The sequence below is a fragment of the Streptomyces sp. NPDC002306 genome, from assembly GCF_053593435.1.
In genome coordinates, this window is the sequence record NZ_JBSFCK010000001.1 from 401,340 (window position 1) to 420,102 (window position 18,763).

General features: G+C 73.1%; 17 protein-coding genes. 7 read left to right on the forward strand and 10 right to left on the reverse strand.

Features of this window, described 5'->3' with window-relative positions; genetic code table 11:
* Window positions 1-72 precede the first annotated feature (72 nt).
* From ACWCQK_RS01755 to ACWCQK_RS01765, 3 genes are all read left to right on the forward strand, one after another.
* Complete coding sequence (locus ACWCQK_RS01755) at window positions 73-621, forward strand: hypothetical protein (RefSeq protein WP_451150728.1); 549 nt, start codon at window positions 73-75, stop codon at window positions 619-621.
* Window positions 618-2,840, forward strand: a complete 2,223-nt coding sequence (locus ACWCQK_RS01760) for a M48 family metalloprotease (RefSeq protein ID WP_451150730.1) — start codon at window positions 618-620, stop codon at window positions 2,838-2,840. The genes ACWCQK_RS01755 and ACWCQK_RS01760 overlap by 4 nt, the downstream gene beginning before the upstream one ends.
* Window positions 2,841-2,909: 69 nt before the next feature.
* The gene (locus tag ACWCQK_RS01765) at window positions 2,910-3,899 is read left to right on the forward strand and encodes a hypothetical protein (RefSeq protein ID WP_451150732.1); all 990 of its coding nucleotides are present in this window, start codon (window positions 2,910-2,912) and stop codon (window positions 3,897-3,899) included.
* Window positions 3,900-4,018: 119 nt separating this feature from the next.
* On the opposite strand, the gene ACWCQK_RS01770 is transcribed toward ACWCQK_RS01765, so the two are convergent.
* The 3 genes from ACWCQK_RS01770 to ACWCQK_RS01780 all read right to left on the reverse strand — a co-directional run bounded on the left by ACWCQK_RS01770 (window position 4,019) and on the right by ACWCQK_RS01780 (window position 7,873).
* The gene (locus tag ACWCQK_RS01770) at window positions 4,019-4,645 is read right to left on the reverse strand and encodes a DUF1345 domain-containing protein (RefSeq protein ID WP_451150734.1); all 627 of its coding nucleotides are present in this window, start codon (window positions 4,643-4,645) and stop codon (window positions 4,019-4,021) included.
* Between the two features lie 153 nt (window positions 4,646-4,798).
* Window positions 4,799-5,458 carry a hypothetical protein gene (locus ACWCQK_RS01775; RefSeq protein WP_451150736.1) on the reverse strand — a complete coding sequence of 220 codons (660 nt, stop codon included), beginning with the start codon at window positions 5,456-5,458 and terminating at the stop codon, window positions 4,799-4,801.
* 15 nt (window positions 5,459-5,473) lie between these two features.
* Window positions 5,474-7,873 carry an FdhF/YdeP family oxidoreductase gene (locus tag ACWCQK_RS01780; RefSeq protein ID WP_451150738.1) on the reverse strand — a complete coding sequence of 800 codons (2,400 nt, stop codon included), beginning with the start codon at window positions 7,871-7,873 and terminating at the stop codon, window positions 5,474-5,476.
* Window positions 7,874-8,017: 144 nt separating this feature from the next.
* Between ACWCQK_RS01780 and ACWCQK_RS01785 the strand changes: the two genes are divergently transcribed.
* Window positions 8,018-8,497 (forward strand): GreA/GreB family elongation factor, encoded by a 480-nt coding sequence (locus tag ACWCQK_RS01785; protein ID WP_451150740.1) that lies wholly within the window; start codon window positions 8,018-8,020, stop codon window positions 8,495-8,497.
* Between the two features lie 19 nt (window positions 8,498-8,516).
* Here the strand turns inward: ACWCQK_RS01785 and ACWCQK_RS01790 are convergent, their stop codons facing one another.
* The 3 genes from ACWCQK_RS01790 to ACWCQK_RS01800 all read right to left on the reverse strand — a co-directional run bounded on the left by ACWCQK_RS01790 (window position 8,517) and on the right by ACWCQK_RS01800 (window position 10,850).
* On the reverse strand, window positions 8,517-8,801 hold the full coding sequence (locus ACWCQK_RS01790) for a hypothetical protein (RefSeq protein ID WP_451150742.1): 285 nt from the start codon (window positions 8,799-8,801) through the stop codon (window positions 8,517-8,519).
* A gap of 223 nt (window positions 8,802-9,024) precedes the next feature.
* Window positions 9,025-9,864: a family 1 encapsulin nanocompartment shell protein gene (locus ACWCQK_RS01795; protein WP_451150744.1), complete on the reverse strand. Its 840-nt coding sequence runs from the start codon at window positions 9,862-9,864 to the stop codon at window positions 9,025-9,027.
* Window positions 9,861-10,850 carry a Dyp-type peroxidase gene (locus ACWCQK_RS01800; RefSeq protein ID WP_451150746.1) on the reverse strand — a complete coding sequence of 330 codons (990 nt, stop codon included), beginning with the start codon at window positions 10,848-10,850 and terminating at the stop codon, window positions 9,861-9,863. The genes ACWCQK_RS01795 and ACWCQK_RS01800 overlap by 4 nt, the downstream gene beginning before the upstream one ends.
* Before the next feature lie 294 nt (window positions 10,851-11,144).
* On the opposite strand from ACWCQK_RS01800, the gene ACWCQK_RS01805 reads away from it, so the two are divergent.
* Window positions 11,145-12,992 carry an FUSC family protein gene (locus ACWCQK_RS01805; RefSeq protein WP_451151770.1) on the forward strand — a complete coding sequence of 616 codons (1,848 nt, stop codon included), beginning with the start codon at window positions 11,145-11,147 and terminating at the stop codon, window positions 12,990-12,992.
* 109 nt (window positions 12,993-13,101) lie between these two features.
* Here ACWCQK_RS01805 and ACWCQK_RS01810 read toward each other — a convergent pair whose 3' ends face one another.
* The 3 genes from ACWCQK_RS01810 to ACWCQK_RS01820 all read right to left on the reverse strand — a co-directional run bounded on the left by ACWCQK_RS01810 (window position 13,102) and on the right by ACWCQK_RS01820 (window position 16,111).
* Window positions 13,102-13,959, reverse strand: a complete 858-nt coding sequence (locus ACWCQK_RS01810; RefSeq protein WP_451150748.1) for an endo alpha-1,4 polygalactosaminidase — start codon at window positions 13,957-13,959, stop codon at window positions 13,102-13,104.
* A 50-nt stretch (window positions 13,960-14,009) separates the two neighbouring features.
* A complete protein-coding gene (locus ACWCQK_RS01815) occupies window positions 14,010-15,287 on the reverse strand; it encodes a sensor histidine kinase (RefSeq protein ID WP_451150750.1) in 1,278 nt (425 codons plus the stop codon).
* A 146-nt stretch (window positions 15,288-15,433) separates the two neighbouring features.
* The gene (locus tag ACWCQK_RS01820; protein WP_451150752.1) at window positions 15,434-16,111 is read right to left on the reverse strand and encodes a response regulator transcription factor; all 678 of its coding nucleotides are present in this window, start codon (window positions 16,109-16,111) and stop codon (window positions 15,434-15,436) included.
* Window positions 16,112-16,382: 271 nt separating this feature from the next.
* On the opposite strand from ACWCQK_RS01820, the gene ACWCQK_RS01825 reads away from it, so the two are divergent.
* Together ACWCQK_RS01825 and ACWCQK_RS01830 are read left to right on the forward strand one after the other, a co-directional pair.
* On the forward strand, window positions 16,383-16,916 hold the full coding sequence (locus ACWCQK_RS01825; RefSeq protein ID WP_451150754.1) for an NAD(P)H-dependent oxidoreductase: 534 nt from the start codon (window positions 16,383-16,385) through the stop codon (window positions 16,914-16,916).
* A 131-nt stretch (window positions 16,917-17,047) separates the two neighbouring features.
* The gene (locus tag ACWCQK_RS01830) at window positions 17,048-18,154 is read left to right on the forward strand and encodes a DNA alkylation repair protein (RefSeq protein WP_451150756.1); all 1,107 of its coding nucleotides are present in this window, start codon (window positions 17,048-17,050) and stop codon (window positions 18,152-18,154) included.
* Here ACWCQK_RS01830 and ACWCQK_RS01835 read toward each other — a convergent pair.
* Window positions 18,132-18,671 (reverse strand): winged helix-turn-helix transcriptional regulator, encoded by a 540-nt coding sequence (locus ACWCQK_RS01835; RefSeq protein WP_451150758.1) that lies wholly within the window; start codon window positions 18,669-18,671, stop codon window positions 18,132-18,134. The two genes, ACWCQK_RS01830 and ACWCQK_RS01835, sit on opposite strands and share 23 nt — an antisense overlap.
* Window positions 18,672-18,763 lie beyond the last annotated feature (92 nt).

The window sequence follows — 18,763 nt, forward strand, 5'->3', positions numbered from 1 at the left end:
CCGTCATGAGTCACGCGTCATGGGACAGGGCGCGCATGTGCCCTGTCCCCTCCGTCTCCAGGGGAGGAACTCATGCACCATCGCACGGGCCAGGACGTCCTGCGCGACGTGACCCGTCGCCTGGCCCCGGCCGAACTGGACAAGGTCGACGAGACCTGCCGGGCCTACGCCGCCCGCCCGTACCCGCCGCAGCCGCTGCACCGGCCCGCCACCGACCCGCTCGGCGTCGGCATCGAGACGACCGTCCTGCTGCCGGTCCTCGTCACGGTGGTCGCGCAGGTCCTCGCGGACCTCGCCTCGGGGCGGATCCGGGCGGACGGCAGCCGACTGGCCCGGCGCTGGCGCCAGCGGCGCTCACGCCGTGCCGCGGCCGACGAGCGGCGCGAGGCGCTGGACCGCTCGGTGCCCGAACTCTCCGGCGTGACCCGGCGGGAACTCACGGACTGGGCGCTGGCCCAGAGCCGGGTCGCGGGCCTGTCTCACACCGAGGCCGAGACATGTGCCCACGTCATCGTCATGGCCGTGATACCGACGGCCGAGGCCCCGGCCGCCGGGACCGCGCCGGACTCCCCCGACGGGCCGGGCGACGCCCAGGCACCCGCGAGCCCGCCCTCGTCATGACCGACGCGCCGGGCGCCACGCCGGACGCCACACCTTCCACCACCGACCCCCGAACCGTCGCCCGCGCGCTCGTGTCCAGCCCACTGCCCCTGCCGACCACCACCCGGCTGGCGCTGCTGGTCCTCGTCGCGGGCGCCGGAGCCTCGTTCGGCACCTGGTGGTGGCTGGTCCTCGGACAGGACAACTGGCCGGCCGCCCAACTCGCCTGTCTGCCCGCCGCCGGGGCGTCCCCCGACGCGGTGCTCGACGGGTTCACCGGCTGCGTCTCCGACGTCCGGCTGGCCCAAGCGGCCGTGGTGCTGTGCGGGCCGCTCGCGCTGTCGGCCCTCGCCCTGGTCCACCGGGCCGCCCGACTCCGGCTGGAGCTGTGGTGGTGGCGGGCGAGGCCCGACGACTCCTCCCTCACCGACCGGCTCACGGCCGTCCTCGACGGCTCGGACGAGCCCCGGCCGGCGCTGTGGGTGCGCGGGCGGCGCGTAGGTGTCCAGGCGCGCGCCTCGGGCACGGGGCGCAGGCCGCGGATCGTGGCCGACTCCAACGTCTTCAACCTCCCCGACCGGCAGGTGGAGGCGATGTTCCGCCACGAGCTGACCCATCTGCGCCTGCGGGACGTGGGCCGGGTACGGCTGGCCGACGCCGCCTGGTGGATCCTGCTCACGGCCGTCGTCCTCCCGGTCGGGGGCGCGCTGCTGCTCGAGCCCGCGCTGCTCGGCACCGGGCTGCTGGTGCGGATGGCGGTCGTCCTGCTGGCCGTACGGCTCACCCTGTGCGCGGTGCTGCGGGTGCGGGAGCACGACGCCGATCTCGGCGCGGACGCCGACGCGCGCGCACCCCGGGGCGCCGCCGCCGACCACATCGGCTCCGACCGCCCGCCGAGCCCGCGCCGACGGCTCCTGCGGGCCGTGGGTCTGGCCAGTCATCCCACCTCCGCGGCCCGCCTGGACGTGCTCGCCGACCCCGCGCGGTCCTGGGGCGTCTCGTCCTTCGAGTGCCTGGCCACCGGACTGGCCGCGGGCCTGCTCTTCACCGACCTCGCCCTGCTGGTGGCCGCGCTGATGCCGACGTGGACCCAGCTCGCGTACACGGTGACAGGGCTGCTGACCGGCTGGATGATCGCCGGCGTGGTGACCGTGGCGTGGTGGCGGGCCGTCGCGGTGGGGCACCGGGACGGGGCCGGCCTGCGCCCGGCACGGGCCGGGGCCTCGCTGGGCCTCGGCCTGTTCGCCGGGAGCCAGCTGTCCGGGCGGGCGGCCGGTGACTGGGTGCGCGACACCGGGACCGCGGACGGACTGGCCACGGCGCTCTCCCTGGCCGACGTTCCCCGAACACAGGTGCTGGCCCTGGCCGCGGCCCTGGTGATCGGGGGCTCGCTCTTCGCCGTGTGGACCACGAGCCTCGCGCGCGCGGCACGAGCCACGGTGAGCGGGCCGCGCTCGGCCCCCCTGTGTACGGCGGTCGTCCTGCTGTCCGGGCTCCTGATCGCCGTACCGCTGGGCAGTTGGTTCCTGTTCGCCCGGCTGACCGCGGCCCGTGCCGTGCCGGACATCCGCTGGAGCGTGGTCGACTCGCCCTGGTGGGTGACGGGCCTCGCGGTGAGCGTCGTCGGCGCGCTGGTCCCGTTCGTCCGGCCGGTCCGGTACGTCGGGCGCCGGACGCGGGCCGCCGAGGCTCCCGGGCCTCGCCGCGAAGGAGCCGTCACCGCGGGCCGGATGCGCCCCGTCCCGGTGCTCGCGCTCGCGCTCTCGGGCGTGCTCGTCACGGCGGGGGCCGGCTGGGCTGCGGTCGGCGGCCGTTTCACCCAGAGCCCGACGGCACAGTCCGCCGGGCTGCGGAGCACGCCGGGGTCCACGCCCTCGACGGTCGCGCCGGGCACCGGTGCCTCGTCGAACCCCACCGCTCCCGCCGGCTCACCGGAAGACTCCGGTGACAGGACCGTGCCCCTGGACGAACTCCCCGTCCTCCCGCCCCAGCAGGAGCAGACGGACCGATTCCGCTCGGACCCCGCCCTGGTGTGCCGGGCGCTGACCCTGGGGGGAACCGCCGTCTGGACCGACCCGCGGAGCCGACGCGGCACCGCCGACCTGCTCGGCGGTGTCGACGACACCGTGCTGCGGGCCGCCGCCACCGTCCTGCTGCGCGACCCGTCGGGACCCGTGGACAACCAGGCGGTGATCGCCTCACTCCTCCGCTGCGACCTCTACTTCCGGTACCACCGCTGACCCGCGGCGCGTACGGCGACCCCACCCGACCTGCCCTCCCGACCCGCCCGGCCTTCCCAGGAGGCAAGCGTGAACCAGACACTCGCTTCGGCGTTCCCCGCCGGCCGACGCCGTCACGCCGCCGTCGCGCCGCTCGTGATGACGGTGCTGGCCACGGTCCTGACCGCGTGCGGCACTCCCGGCGGAGCGGGCACCGTCGTACCGACCGCACCCCCCGCGTCCGCGTCACCCGCCACAGGCGGCTCCCCCGCCGCTCCGGGTTCTCCCTCCGGGACACCGAAGGCATCGCCGTCCGGCTCCTCCCCGACCTCCGGCGCGTCGCACGGTTCCGGCGGGACGAGCGGCACCGCGGGCACTGGCGGACCGGGAGGCCCCGGCGGAACTTCCGGAACCGGCGGCTCGGGCGGCTCCGGCGGTTCCACCGGGTCAGGCGGGTCCGGCGGATCAGGCGGTTCGGGCGGACCAGGCGGCTCGGGCCGTCCGCCGACCAGGACCGCGACCCCCAAGCCCTCCCCGCCCCCTCCCCTGTCGACGGCCCTTCTGACCACCGCTCAACTGCCGCCGGGCTACGTGAAGACGGTGCTACGGAACGATCCCCCCACCCGCTCCGACCACGTCGACTGCCTCAACATGCTCAACGCCCTGGAGTCCTACGGCAGCACCCGCGCGGGCGTCGTCGAGGCCAGGGTCACCTTCGCCCAGAGCCAGAGCGGTCCGTTCCTCCAGGAGGTGCTGCGCCGGCTGCCGGGCGGCGCAGCACGCGAGGAACTGGAGCACGCGGCGCACGTGCTGTCCGGGTGCGGCGCGTTCAGCATCGGCTGGAGCGACGGCATGACCGGCACGGAACGTGTGGCGGCGCACGGCTCGGCGGGGATCGGCGACGCCTCGTGGCATGCCACGATCACCGCGACCAGTGAGACGTTCACCGTGCAGGAGACCCTGGTGCTCGTGGTCGTGGGAAGGACCCTGGTGATCCTCAGCGAGGCGGCCGGCCCCACGGCCCCCGCCCGCTCCCGCACCCTGGCCCTGGCCCGCGCCGCGGCGGCCCGCGTCCGCTGAGAACCGCGAAAGGCGCGTCACGTCCGGTCCGTCGAGGCGGCGGGAGCCGCGGAGGGGAAGAGGGCATGACCGTCTCGTACGAAACCGTCAGCGGCAGGTGGTCCTTCCGCGGGCGGGGCTCAGCCGGTGAGGATCCCGACGAAGAGGTTGATGGCGCTGGCGAGGATGCTGGTGCCGAAGACGTAGGACAGCAGGCAGTGCCGCAGCACCATGGCGCGGATCGCCGTACCGGAGACGTCGGTGTCCGAGACCTGGTAGGTCATCCCCAGGTTGTAGCTGAAGTAGAGGAAGTCCCGGTACGCCGGTGGCTGCTGGGAGTTGAAGTCGATCCCGCCGACCGAACGCGGGTAGTAGAGGTACGCGTAGCGGGTGGCGTACATCAGGTGCAGCGCCGCCCAGGCCGCGAACACCCCGGCGAGCGCCGTCACGGCGTGAGCGGAGTCGGAGTTGCCGAGCAGCAGCACGACGATGCCGACCAGTCCGCACACCGCGACCGCGATCACCACGAGTTCCTCGGCGACGGGCCGCAGGTCCTCCCGGCGGGCGTGGCGGCGGGTGGCCTCGGCGTCCATGGGCCACAGCACGATCCAGCCCGCGACCACGAAGAAGGCCTCCGTCGCGGCGATGCCCGCCAGAATGCCCAGCTCCGCGTCGACAGGGACGCCGACGGCGGCCCCGACCGCGGCGCCGACGATCACCGCGCAGGCGAGCCGTGGAATGGCGGAGACCGGCAGCCAGGTAGTCATGCGTCGGGACGCTAACGGTTTCACCGGGCCCGGCACGTCATCGGCCGACGCGTCCGGGCAAGGTGAGCCGGACGCCGCCCGCGCCTAGCCCGCATGGGCCAACGCCGGCGGCGCGGGGGCCGAGGTTCCGGTGGGAGCCGGGCGCGGCGCGTGTCAGGCCGGGGTCGTCTCGAAGGCCTCCTCGATGTCCTGGTGGCAGTGGTCCATGAGCTCGCCCAGGTCGTCGGCACCGGGGTCCAGCCGCGCGGCCTGCGGGGCGATCCGCCGCACGCAGTCCGCCGTCGCGAGCGCGAGCCGGACGGACCGGTACGTCTCCCCGTCGCCGAGCAGGTGCTCGATGCGGGAGGCGAGCGCGGCGATCGTCTCGTCGTCCGTCTCCGGCAGCAGGTACTCCTTGAGTCCGGCCGGATAGGGCGTCCGTTCGCGGAACTCGCGCAGCGCGGTGACGACGGCGTGATTCTCGCTGTAGGTGTCGAGGAGTCCCATGAGCACGTACAGCCGGGCCGTCAGCCGTGGCAGCCCCGCGAAGCCGTCCATCCACTCCATCAGCTTCTGCTGGCCGCCGAGATGGTCGGTGACCTGCGACATGATCGAGGCGTAGGTGTTGGTCTGCACGTAGTGGAAGGGCAGCAGCCGTGCCACCTGCCCGGCCAGCTCCGCCTCCTGCGGCCGCGCGAGCTCACCGGCGAGCAGGCCGTTGACCAGGCCGCCGTCGATGCCGAACCCGGCGGGCCGCGAGCGGTGCTCCGGAGCCAGTTCGTGGCGCAGCCGCGCCAGTTCCTCGCCGATCTTGTTCAGCGGCTTCTCCCGCATGGATCCTCCCGGCCGTCAGTGCTGGTCGTCCGCTGGGGGCGCCGCGCGGGTGATGGTGACCTTGACGTGCTTCATGAGCGGCTGATCGCTCTGGACGCTGTAGTCGCCGATCGCGCACAGCACGTTCATCTCCGGCATGTACCCGGCCGCGCAGCCACGGGGGATGTCGTACGGGATGGCGAGGTAGCCGTCGAGGTGACGGCGGCTGCCGTCCTTGGCGACGGCGGTGATGTCGACGGGGTCGAACTCGCCGACGCCGCGCTCGCGCATGTCGTCCTTGTTCATGAACACCAGCGTGCGCAGGCCCTTGACGCCCCGGTAGCGGTCGTCGTCGGAGTAGATGGTCGTGTTCCACTGGTCGTGGGAGCGCATGGTCTGCAATGCCAGGGTGCCCGCGGCCGGGACGACGTCGGGCAGCGGGGCGGTGGAGAACTCGGCGAGCCCCGTGCCGGTCAGGAAGACCAGTTCGCGGGCGGGCTGCTTGATGCGGAAGCCGAGCGGCAGACGCACCCGGCGGTTGCAGTCCTCGAAGCCGTCGAGGGCCTGGGCCATCGTGTCGCGGATGCGGTCGTAGTCCTCGACGTACCACTCCCACGGGGTGTCGCTCTCGCGGAGGGTGGCGCGGGCGATCCCGGCGATGACGGCGGGCTCGGAGAGCAGGTGCCGCGAGGCGGGGCGCTTCATGCCGATGGAGAGGTGGACCATGCTCATGGAGTCCTCGACCGAGGTGCTCTGGATGCCCCCTCGCTGGTGGTCCTTCTCGGTCCGGCCCAGACACGGCAGGATGAGCGCCCGGCGGCCGTGGACGACGTGGCTGCGGTTGAGCTTGGTGCTCACCTGGACGGTGAGTTCGCAGTTGCGCAGCGCGTCGTAGGTGTACGGGGTGTCGGGCGCGGCGAGCGCGAAGTTGCCGCCCATGCCGACGAACACCTTCACGTCACCGCGGTGCATCGCCTGGATGGTGCCGACGGTGTCGAGGCCGTGCTCGCGCGGCGGGTCGATACGGCAGACCTCGGCGAGCCGCGCGAGGAACGCCTCGGTGGGCCGGTGGTCGATACCGCAGGTCCGGTTTCCCTGGACGTTGCTGTGCCCGCGCACCGGCGAGGGTCCGGCGCCCTCGCGCCCCAGATTCCCGCGCAGCAGAAGGAGGTTGACGATCTCGCGCACGGTGTCGACGCCGTGTTCGTGCTGGCTGACGCCGAGGCACCAGCTGATGATGCTGCGGTCGGCGTCGCCGTAGATGCGCGCCATTTTCAGGATGTCGGCCTGGCTGACGGCGGACTGCCGCTCGATCTCCTCCCAGGGGGTCTCCTCGCACACCTCGCGGTACTCGTCGAAGTACGCCGTGTGGCGGTCGATGAACTCCTGGTCCAGCGCCTTCGGATCGTGTTTGGCCTGTTCCAGGACCGCCTTGGCGACACCGCGCAGGAGCGCCATGTCACCGCCGATGCGGGGCTGGATGTTCAGGGTGCTGGTCCTGGTCGTCTTGAACAGGGCCATGTCCACGAAGTCGTGCGGCACGATGGTGCAGGTGGCGGCCGCCTCGATCAGCGGGTTGATGTGCACGATCTGGGCGCCGCGGCGGTACGCCTCGGCGAGCGCGGTGAGCATCCGGGGGGCGTTGGAGGCCGCGTTGACGCCCATGATGAAGAGCGCGTCGGTGGCCTCCCAGTCCTTGAGGTCGACGGTCCCCTTTCCGGTGCCCAGGGACGCCTGGAGGGCGCGGCCGCTGGCCTCGTGGCACATGTTGGAGCAGTCGGGCAGGTTGTTCGTGCCGTATTCGCGGGCGAACAACTGGTACAGGAACGTGGCCTCGTTGCCGAGCCGGCCCGAGGTGTAGAACGACGCCTGGTTCGGGTCGTCCAGCCCGCGCAGGGTCCGGCCGACCAGTTCGAACGCGTCCTGCCAGCCGATCGGGACGTAGTGGTCCGACTCGGGGTCGTAGACCATGGGCTCGGTGAGCCGTCCCTGGTCCTCCAGGTCGAAATCGCTCCAGCCGAAGAGTTCCGTGACCGTGTGGTCGGCGAAGAACGCGCGGTCCACGCGTTTGGGGGTCATCTCCCAGGTGACGTGCTTGATCCCGTTCTCGCAGATGTCCAGGTGCAGGCCCTTGGTGTCGTCCGGCCAGGCGCATCCGGGACAGTCGAAGCCGGTCCGCTCGTGATTCATCCGCATGATCGCCCGCGGCCCGTCCACGAGGGCGCGCTCCCGCGCCAGGACACGGGTCACGCTCTTGGCGGCGCCCCAGCCGGCGGCGGGATGGTGGTACGGCTTGAAGTGCGGCTCTTCGGTGGGAACAGGCCCTACCCGGGGTTCCAGCCCCGCCTGGTCCTCGCGGGAGCTCACCTGGTCTCCATGGGAGGCGTTCAAGGCATTCACCCCTTTTGCCCATCCTGGGCTGGGTTTGACGGCCATAGCCCTCTCAGGCTATGGCGACGGTTCCCATGGCGCCATGCGACGGTCACGGAGGGTCGCTACACCGCGTCACCGCCTCGGCTACGATGCCCGCAAATAGGTGTTTTTCCACCCTTCCCCGCGTCCCGCCCCGAGGAGCAGGCCATGACCAGCGAACCCGCGCCGATCAGTGACGCCGCCCGGCACGCCCTGGAGCAGGAGCTCGCCGACGTCCGCGCGGAACGCGCGACGGTCGCGGCCGGCCTGCGGGACCCCGACACGGTCGGCGACCACGCCGACCAGGCCGACGAGTTGCGGCGCGCCGACGAACTCGACCGCCTCGACGCCCGGATCGCGGACATCACCCTGCGACTCGACCAGGGAGCGGCGGCCGGGCCGCCCCCCACCGACCTGGTGGGCGTGGGCAGTACGGTCACCGTGCGCTTCGCGGGCGGCTCGGTGGAGACCTTCGAGATCGGCGAGGTGGCGTCGGCGTCGGACCAGACGCTGGTCACGGCCGACAGCCCGCTCGGGCGCGCGCTGCTCGGCCGCCGGGCCGGCGACCCGGTGCGCTACGCCACGCCCGCGGGAAAGGTGACCGCGGTGGTGGTGTCCCTCGGGACGCCTCCCGAGGGACAGGAGTGATCCCTGCTCGGCCCTGGGCTCAGCCCTGGTAGCGGGTCGGCGGGAAGGGGTCCCGGGCCCCGCGGGTGACGTCACCCGTCGGAAGCTCGCCCGAGGCCGCCTCACGGTCGATCTCGTCCTGCTCCGCCCGGTACACGGTCTGCGGGTCCGGCGGGGCCCCGGCGGCCAGGTCGACGTCCCTGCGGTCACGTTCCGTGCGCCGGTCGAGTTCGTCCTGGTCGGGTCGCAGCGGCATGCCCCTGCCGCGCACGTAGTCCGGGTTGCTTCCCTCTACCGCTCGGTTGGACTTGTGGTGGTGTGCCATGTGTCCGTCCTCCTTCGGTGCGCACCCGGGCCTCGATCACCCTCGGTACAGACCGAACGCGTGGCCGGCTCCCGCGGACCGATGTCTCCGCAAGAGGGGAGCAGCGTCTCCGCTCCCTGGTCGCGCACCATGCAACGAGGATAGTCGCGTCGCTCCGCCGGCACGCGGCAGACGGGGCTCAGAGATCAGGGACCGGGCAGGATCCGGCGTCCCGTCCGCGGGGTCAAGCCGTCCCGGGGCCCGGAGCGGCGGACGGGTCGAGCACCACCACGGCTTCGTCCGTGTAGACCAGGAAGGTCAGCGTCTGGCGGAAGTACAGCTCGATGTCGGTGGCGTCGTGGGCCGTGTAACCGATGGCGAGATCCTCGCCGAGCCGCAGTTCGTAGTCGCCGCCCCGGGTGCTGAGCAGAAAGGCGCCTTCGATGGCGGGCGCCCAGACCGGCGGCCCGTCGAGGATCCGGCCCAGGTGCGCGACGACCGGATACCCGTGGTCGGAGGTCTCACTGACCGCCGTGTACGCCTCGGCGCCCAGCAGCAGCGCGTACGGACCCTGGACGCCGGCCAGCCGAAGCGTCGTCAGGGCGCGGCTGACCGCGTCCGGGTAGTCGCGCGGCTCCGCCGGAAGGCGCAGTACGGGGTTGGAGGTGCGCCCGCGCAGTCCGTCGATGCGCGCGGCCGCGTACCCGTCGAAGACGGCTTGGTCCTCGGCGAACGCCATGATGCGCGCGGCGTCCTTGACCGACTGCCAGTCGGAGTCCTTGGCGCCCCGGTCGACGTCGTCGACGGCGGCCCGGCTCACCGTGAACGGCACCCGCAGCTCGACCAGCGGCCGCGCCTCGCGCAACCGTGCGCGGACGCCCTCCGGGCCGTCGATCCCGGTCAGATGGCCGGTCCCGACGGCCGCGAGCCCGGGGCCTTCGGGACCGGAGACGTCCACGACCCGCCGGCCCGCGAGGTTGCGGCGGAAGGTGCGGCGCGCCTCGTCCTCGATCTCGGCCCACGCCGCGGGAGTGATCGGGGCGAGTTCGCGATGCAGATTCGTGACGGCGTCGGGCGTGGTCATGTCCGGACTCCTTTGAGGCTGCCGATACCCAGCGAGCCGCTCGTCCTCGCCGCGCCGACGGGCGGGTCGGGGAGATCGTCGAGGAAGGTGGCGGTCGGCACGTGGAACAGGCATCCGGTGATCGCGGTCGAGAAGTCGAGGATGCGGTCGTACGCGCCCCGGCCGTCGCCGAGGAACATGTTCCGCAGCATCTGTTCGGTCACGTCCGGTGTGCGCGCGTAGCCGATGAAGTACGTGCCGAACTCGCCCTCTCCGATGGTGCCGAAGGGCATGTTCTCGCGCACGATCTTGCGCTCGTCGCCGTCCTCACCGGTGATGGTGTTGAGGGCCACGTGGGAGTCGGCGGGCTTGACGTCGTCGGGGAGTTCGACGTTGGCCGCCTTCGTCCGCCCGATGACCTCCTCCTGCTCCTGCGACGACAGGGCGTTCCACGCCGTCAGGTCGTGCAGGTACTTCTGCACGATCACATAGCTGCCGCCCGTGAAGTCGGGGTCCTCGTCGCCGATGAACACCGCGTCGACCGCGCGCCGCCCTTCCGGGTTCTCGCTGCCGTCGACGAAGCCGAGCAGGTCCCGCTCGTCGAAGTACTTGAAGGCATGGACCTCGTCGACCACCGTGACCGCGCCGCGCAGCCGCTCCCCGATCAGCCGGGCGAGTTCGAAACACAGGTCCATACGGCGGGCTCGCAGGTGGAAGAGGAGGTCGCCCGGGGTGGCGGGGGCCCGATGGCGTTCACCGGTCAACTCCGCGAAGGGGTGGAGTCCTTGGGGGCGCGGCCCGTCGAAGAGCCGGTCCCAGGCCGCCGATCCGATGCCGACGACACAGCTGAGCTCGTCGTCGGGGGCGCGGAAGGAGACCGAGCGGCGCAGGCCCGAGACGTCCTCCAACAGGTCACGGACCGTCTCCTCGCGCCCCGGAGCGATCGTGACCACCAGGAACACGGTGGCCCTGGCCGGTGGGGCGATCACGGTCTGCGGCTCCACCACGAGCGGCCTCCTCATCAGCTGCGGAAAAGGTCTGTCGCACACGGAACGGTCCGTCCCTCTTCCATCCTGCTGGGTCCCGGGCGAATCAGCACGGGGACCGCCCGGCCCGCCCACGGGCCCGCCCACAGACCCGCGCCCACGGGCCCTCCCGTGCGAGGCGACCTCGACGCCATGGCCGGGGCCGCCCCCCGCGGTACAGCCCTGGGGTATATACGAAGCATGCCGATTTTCCGCCGTTTCATCCCCTCCTGGCTGCGGCACGGCCGACGGGACATGGTCGGCGGTGCGCGGCAGATGGCCGGTGGTGCGCGGCACGTGGTCGGCGGTGCGTGGCACGCGCTCTCCCCGCGCGGCGCGCTGACCGTGCAGGACGTGGACGGGGCGGTGCCCTTCGCCGCGCGGGCCGCCCTGGCGATGGGGCTGGCCGGCGTGCCGATCGTGCAGGCGGGACGGCCCGACCTCGCTGTCTACGCCATGCTGGGCTCCTTCACCAGCACGTTCGGCCGCGATCTGCCCTACGCCCGTCGGGCCCGCGTGCTCGCCCTGGTCGCCGTGGCGATGACGGCCTGCGTGGGAGGCGGTACGGCGCTCGCGGTGTGGGCCCGTCCGGCGGAGGGCGGAGCGGGCGCCGCCGTGGTGGTCGCGGCGACGGCGGTCGTCGCGGGGCTGGCGAAGTTCGTCTGCGATGTCACCCGGCTGACCGGACTCGGCGCGGTGCTGCTGCTGTTCGCCTTCGCGGTGGCGGCCAACAAGTCGCCGACGGGCGCCGGCGTGCTCGTCTGCACCGCGCTCGCCGCGGCGGGAGCGGCGTTCGCCTGGCTGCTGGCGGTGTCCGGCCGGCTGGTGCACCCGGACCGGCCGCAGCGGCTCGCGGTGACCACGGCCCTGCGCCGGCTCGCCGACATGATGGAGGCGTCCGAGGGCGCGGACGTGCCACGGCAGATCAGGCACCGGGCGACGGTCGCGGTGCTGCACGCCTACCACTGCCTCGGGCTGCCGCCTCCGCCGCGCGCACGGCCGGCCGGGGCCGGCCCCGACCCGGTCCTGGTCCGGCTGACCGACCTGTCCTGGACGCTGCTGATCGACTGCGCGCGGCGTCCGCCCGGGGATCCGGCCGCCACGGTCCGGCACCTGCGCCGGCAGGCCCGTCTCCTCACCGACCGGCACCGCCGTACACCCCCGGTCCTTCCCGAACTCCTGCTCCTCACCGACGCGCCCCCGCCACCGCCACCGCCGACGGTCGCGCGGGACGCCACGGCGGCCCGGCCCTCGGCCCCGCAGTCCGACACCGAGCCGTCCCCGGCACCACTGTCCGGCCCACCACCGCCCGGCCCGCCATCGCCCGACACGCCCCCGTCCGAGGCGCCGGGCGATCCCGCTGCCGCGCGCGCCACCGAACTGCTGATCGGGCGTCCCGGCGGCCCCGACCGGCTCGTGGCGCTGACCGTGCCCGCCCTGCGGATGACCATCGGCACCGGCGTGGCGGGGGGTCTCGCCGTCCTGCTGAACCTGGAGCACGGCTACTGGGCGGCGATCTCGGCGGCCGCCGTTCTGCACGCGGTCAACCTCCGCACCACGGCCCAGCGCGCCGTCCAGCGGACCCTGGGCACGGCCCTGGGGCTGGTGCTCGCGCTCGGGGTGCTGGCCGCCGACCCGGAGCCGGTGGCGCTCGCGCTGGTGATCGTGGTCCTGGAGTTCCTGCTGGAGTACGTCGTGGTCCGCAACTACGGCCTCGCCGTCGTCTTCCTCACCCCGCTCGCGCTGCTGCTGAGCGACCTCGCCGCCCCCACCCCGGCCGACGAACTGGTCCTCGACCGGGTGCTGGGCAGCATGGTGGGGATCGCGGTGGGGCTGGGGTGCGCGCTGCTGATCGTCCACGACCGGGCCGCGGTACGCGTGGAGCGCGCGCTGGCCGCCTGCCGGACGGCCGCCGACCAGGCCGAACAGGCGCTCGGCGACCCCTTCGGACCGCCGATCCCCGTGGCCCAGGTGAGTCTGGCGCTGTCGGTGGTGGAACTGCGCGAGGCCGACGACACGGCGGCCGGTGAGCTGTGGCCGGCCGGCATCGACCCCACCGAACTCGCCGCCGCCGAACAGCGCGCCTACCTGCTCCTGCACCGGCTGCGGCGTCCGGCGGGCTGACCGGAGCATGCCTCGCACCCACCCCGGCCGACGGTCCCGGCAGCGGTACCGGCCGTCGGCGCCGACGGCCGGTTCGCGGTACGCGGCACGGACACCGTGGGCCGAAGGGTCAGCAGGAACGGAAGGTGTAGTGCTCGGAGCCGCGTGCGGTGACGTCGAGGTCGCGTTGCACGACGCTCAGGGACGTACCCCAGCGGGTACAGGCGCGCCGGTAGCCCGCGGACGTGTACTCGATGTCGAAGACGCGGCCGGCGTACGCCTTGGCGTAGGCGCCGCATTCGTCGTACTGGCCGCATTCCTCGGCGACGGCGAAGTCGAAACCGATCCGCGCCCGGTCGGGAAGCAGTTCGGTGGTGTTCTTCTGCCCGACGGCCAGTCCGCGGGTGTGGGCCTCGCGCGCGAGCAGCTTCGCGAACTCGGCGTTGTGCGCGCGGGTCAGGCGGCCGTGCGACCGCTGATAGGAGTCGAGGTTGTCCGGTTCGACGGCCTGGAAGCCCTTCTCGGCGCAGCCGTCGATCCACTTCCCGACGATCGTGGCCAGCCGGGCGCGTCCGCCGGCCGTGGAGGTGTCCAGGAGCACCTCGTCCCAGTCCTCGTCGACGACCAGGCGCCCGTTCGCGTCCCGCAGGATCAGGTCCGGGTGGTTCTCGCGCCACCAGCCGAGCGCGTCGGGCTGGGCCTGGAAGGCGTTGACGTAGCAGATGTTGTACAGACCGGGCGCTGGCTTCGCGGAGCGGTCCCGGGACACGGCACGTACGCCGGCGGCCGGGGCGTACGGCCCGCCGATCTGGTAGTCGAACGGTGCGTCGGCCACGGGCGGCACGGGCCTGGCGGCGGCCGGGGCGGGGTCCGTCGCGAAGGCGTGGGAGTACAGCAGGCCCGCTCCGAGGACGGCGAGCACGCCCACGACGGCCGTGACGGCCGTGCGCGTGCGGCGGTGGAACGGAGTGGCGGTGTGTCTCGGCATGCGTGCTCCCGGGCGGCGAACGTCCTGACGTCCGCATCCTGCGCCCGAGTTCATGAGTTTTCCGTGAGCCGTCGCCACGGGAGGCGGCAGCGGCGCGCCGGACGGCCGGCCCCCTGGAGCGCCAGCACGAACACGGAGCCGCCTCCGGGCCGCAGCCCGACGGTGATCGATCCGCCGTGGGCGGCCGCCGTCTCCCGCACCAGGGCCAGCCCGATCCCGGACCCGCCGCCCGGGGAGCGGAAACGCCGCAGCAGGTCCGGCAGGTCGGCCGGCCGTACTCCAGGACCGCGGTCGGCGACCATGACGCTCGCGTCGAGGACGGTGACCTCCACCTCGGCGCGGTCCCGCGGATCGCCGGGGGTGCGGCCGTGGCGCAGCGCGTTGTCCAGCAGGTTGCGCACCGCGATACGGACGAGCGCGGGATCGGCTTCGACCACGCTCGCGTGCAGATCTGTCGCGACGCGGTGTCCGCGTCGCGACAGATCGTCACAGACCTCCTCGACCAGCTGGTCCAGCCGCAGCGGCACGGGTGCGAAGGTGTCGGGTGCCGCCCGCAGTCTGCCGCGCGCCAGGACGTTGTCGACGACGTCGGCCAGCCGGTCGGTGGCCCTGCGGATACGGGGCAGATGGGGGCCCGGGCCACGGGGGTCCGTGTCCGCCACGTCGACCGAGCCGCGCATGATCGCCACCGGCGTCCGCAGTTCGTGCGCGGCGTCCGCGAGCAGCCGCTCCTGCGCTTCGAGCGACTGCCAGGCCGGCCGGAGACTGCGTCCGGAGATCAGGTGTCCGGCGATCGCCGCCAGACAGGTCAGCGCCCCGCTGCCGAACAGGACGGCCGTCCTCAACCGGTGGTGCTGGGCGCGGTCGGGGCTCGCGACCGTCACGACCGCCCCGGACGTCCGGTGGGTCTCGTCGTGGTAGAAGGGCAGCGCCAGCAGGTACACGGTCCGGCCGTCCCTGGCCCGCCCCTTCGCGCGCACGGTGGTGTCGTCCGTCATCGCCGAGCGGACCAGCCGCCGGGACTCCTCGTCGGGGATCGACAGGGTGCTCCCGAAGGACGTGAACACGGTCGTGAGCCCGGTGCCGGGCCGCGCGCGCACGACGCCCACCTGGATGGGACCGGTGGTCGCCTCGTCGTCCCGAAGACCGTCCAGGCGCAGCGCGCCGCCGTCGTCGTAGTAGAGCAGCGAGGCGCTCACCGAGGCGCGGCGGTACATCTCGTCGTACGCGGCCGATTCCGCCGAGTGCGCGTCCGTACGGATCACCAGCCAGGCCAGGGCGCCGACCCCGGCCAGCATGGTGAGCGTGTAGGCGGCGGTCAGCCGCAACTGCAGGCCCCGCAGTCCCCTGCGCGCCGACGCACCGGCCCCGGGGGACGGCGACGAACGGGAGCGGCGCCGCCACCGTCCGCGCCCGCTCGCCGAGGATCCCGGGCGGCTCGTCCGGGGCGCGCGCTCCCGCGGCGCGCGGAGGGTCACGGGCGCCGCCCCGCGACGGGTTCCAGGCTGAATCCGTGTCCGCGCACGGTACGGACGACCGGGGGCTCGCCGAGTTTGCGCCGCAGTCCCGCCATCACCGCGTCGACCACGTTCGACATGGGATCCGCCATCTCGTCCCAGCAGTGCTCGATCAGCGCGCTGCGGGTGGTCACCGCACCCTGGTGGACGAGCAGGTGCCGCAGCACGGCGTACTCCTTGGGCGTCAGGGAGAGCAGCACTCCCGCACGGCGCACCTCGCGCCTGGCCTCGTCGAGTTCCACGTCGCCGTGCCGCAGGTACGCCGGCAGCCGGCCGGTGGCGCGGCGGGCCAGGCTCCCGACCCTCATCACGAGTTCGACCATGGCGAAGGGCTTGGGCAGGTAGTCGTCGGCGCCGAGCCGGAATCCGTCCACCCGGTCGTCGAGGGTGTGCAGTGCGGTCAGGCACAGGACGGGCACCGTCCACCCGGCTCGGCGCCGCTCGCTGAGCGCGTGGAGGGTGTCCCCGGAGGCCACCAGCCGGTCCAGGACCACGCAGTCGTAGGGGAACACATCCATCAGGGCGTCCGCGTCGGGCCAGTCCGGCACGGCGTCGACGGCGTAGCCGGCCGCTCTCAGTCCGGCCGCGACGGTGTCCCGGAGATCGGGTTCGTCCTCGACGAGAAGCACACGCATGGGTCGATGTCCTTGGGATGGGCGCCGGTCGCCGGGTGCCGGGGCGGGGGCTTTGGGAGCGGAGTCCTCCGGAGCGGGACGTGTCGGGGCAGGGCGTGGTCGGAGGGCGGAGACCGCATCGTACGCAGCCGGTGAAGCGCGGGGAAAGTTTCCGGCACCGCGCCGCACCCCCGACGGAATAGACGGATCCGGCCGCCGGTTCGTAGACCTCGCACAGCTGCTCTGTCGGAAGACTCGCAGACCTGCTCTGCCGGAAGAAAGGCACCGTCCCATGCCGACGCGCACCCTGCTCCTGCTCGCCCATCCGCACCTGGAGCGTTCCCGTGTCAACGCGGCCCTCGCCGACGCCGTCCGGGACCTGGACGACGTGACCCTGCACGACCTGTACGCGGCCTATCCGGACCAGGTCCTCGACATCGCGGCGGAGCAGCGGCTCGTACGCGAGCACGACGTGATCGTCTTCCAGTTCCCGTTCCACTGGTACTCGATCCCCGGCTTCCTCAAGCAGTGGCTCGACGACGTGATGCTGCGCGACTTCGCCTACGACGACGGCCCGCTCCTGGAGGGCAAGACGCTCCAGATCGTCACGTCGACCGGCGGGGTGGAGGAGGCGTACCGCCCGGGAGGCTTCCACCGCTTCACGATGGCCGAACTGCTGCGCCCGCTGGAGCAGACGGCCCGCCGCATGGGCCTCGCCTACGGCGAACCGCTCGTCCTGCACGACGCCCGGGGCACCGGCGACGAGGAACTGGCCCTGCACGCGAAGCGCTACCGGGAGCTCCTGGCCGGGTTCGCCGGACGCTAGGTCACCCGTGCCGCGGGCACGTTACTGCTAACATCGCAGCGACCTGGTCGCGGGGCTCGCACGACCACCGCGCGCACCCCGCCCATCCCGACGTCCGTCGAGTCCGTCACGGCGGAGACAAGGAGCGCCGCGTGCCGTTGGCCGAGGAACTGCTGGGAAGGGCAGCCGTCGCGGACCTCGCCGACTGCCTCGATCGAGCCGGCAGGCCGAAGGACGCGCGGGCCGTGCGCGCGTGCGGCCCGGCTCTCGACGGACTGGCGCTGCGCGAGCGCTGCGACCTGCTGCGCGACGCGCTCACGGCGACACTCCCCGAGGCGTACCGAGCGACGGACGAGGTCGTACGCGGCGCCCTGACGGATCCCGGGTTCACCGGCTGGATGATCTGGCCGGTGACCGAGGCGGTCGTCACCCGCGCGCTGGACGACGGCGGTCCTGACGCCTTCGACGCGGCCCTCCGGCTGCTGGCGGACCTGACGCCCCGGCTGACCGCCGAGTTCGCCATCCGGCGCATGCTCAGGGCCGACCCGGCCCGGACCCTGCGCGCGGCCCAGGAGTGGACGGGCCATCCCGACGAGCATGTACGGCGTCTGGCCAGCGAGGGCACCCGCCCCCGGCTGCCGTGGGCGATCCGGGTGCCCGCGCTCCTGGACCGCCCCGAACTCACCGTCCCCCTCCTCGACGCGCTCTACCGGGACCCGTCCGAGTACGTACGCCGGTCCGTGGCCAACCATGTGAACGACATCAGCCACGCCGCACCCGACCTGGCCGTCGGGATCGCGACCGGGTGGACGGCCTCCCCCGACGCCCACACACCGCGCGTCGTACGGCACGCGCTGCGCACGGCGGTGAAGAAGGGACACCCCGCGGCCCTCGCCCTCATGGGGTTCGCACCGGCGCCCTCGGTGTCCGTGGCCGAACTGCGCCTGGGATCCGACGAGGTGACCGTGGGGGACGAGATCAGCTTCGCGTTCGACGTCGTCAACGAGGGGAGCGCGCCGGCCAAGCTGGCGATCGACTACGTGATCCACTACCAGAAGGCCAACGGCCATACCGCGCCGAAGGTCTTCAAACTGACCACCAGGACACTGGAGGCGGGCGAGCGGGTCTCGCTCAGCCGTCGCCACTCCTTCCGGCGGATCACCACCCGGGTCTTCCACCCGGGCGGCCACGCCCTGGAGCTCCAGGTCAACGGAGAGGTGCGCGGCCGGGCCGAGTTCACCCTGCTGACGGCTCCCTGAGCGGCGATCGGCCGGCCGGGGGCCGAGCACCGGCCCCGGTGTCCGCGTAGCGGGCACGCATCGCCTCGCCGGCCGCCGGGCCCGCCGTGAACACGAACTCGTCGGTGTCGACGCGCCGTCCGGTCGTCCGGTCGACTACGACGGGGTCGACCTCGTCGCCGGTCCGCGCGTCGACGAGGATCATGCTCCGCCGGTCCGCGTCGAGCCGCGAGTTGCCCCAGGCGGCCAGCGCGACGATGACCGGGCGCAGCGAACGGCCGTACCCGGTGAGGACGTACTCGTACCGATCAGGCCGGGTCCGGTAGCGACGCCGCTCCAACAGCCCCTCGGCCACCAGGGACTTGAGCCTGCTGGTCAGCATGCTGGAGGAGATCCCCAGGTTCTCCTGGAACTGGTCGAACCTGGTGAAACCGTCGAAGGCGTCGTGCAGGATCAGCAGCGTCCACCACTCCCCCACGTGCTGGACGGTCCGCGACAGCGGACACTCACGGTCTTCGGACCGAACCCGGGCCGGCATGCGCGCGCCCTTCCGTCAGTGGCGGACGTCTGGCGACTTCTACGTCAGCAGTAACTGTAGGGCACACCTTCGCCCCGGTGGCCGGGCGCCGG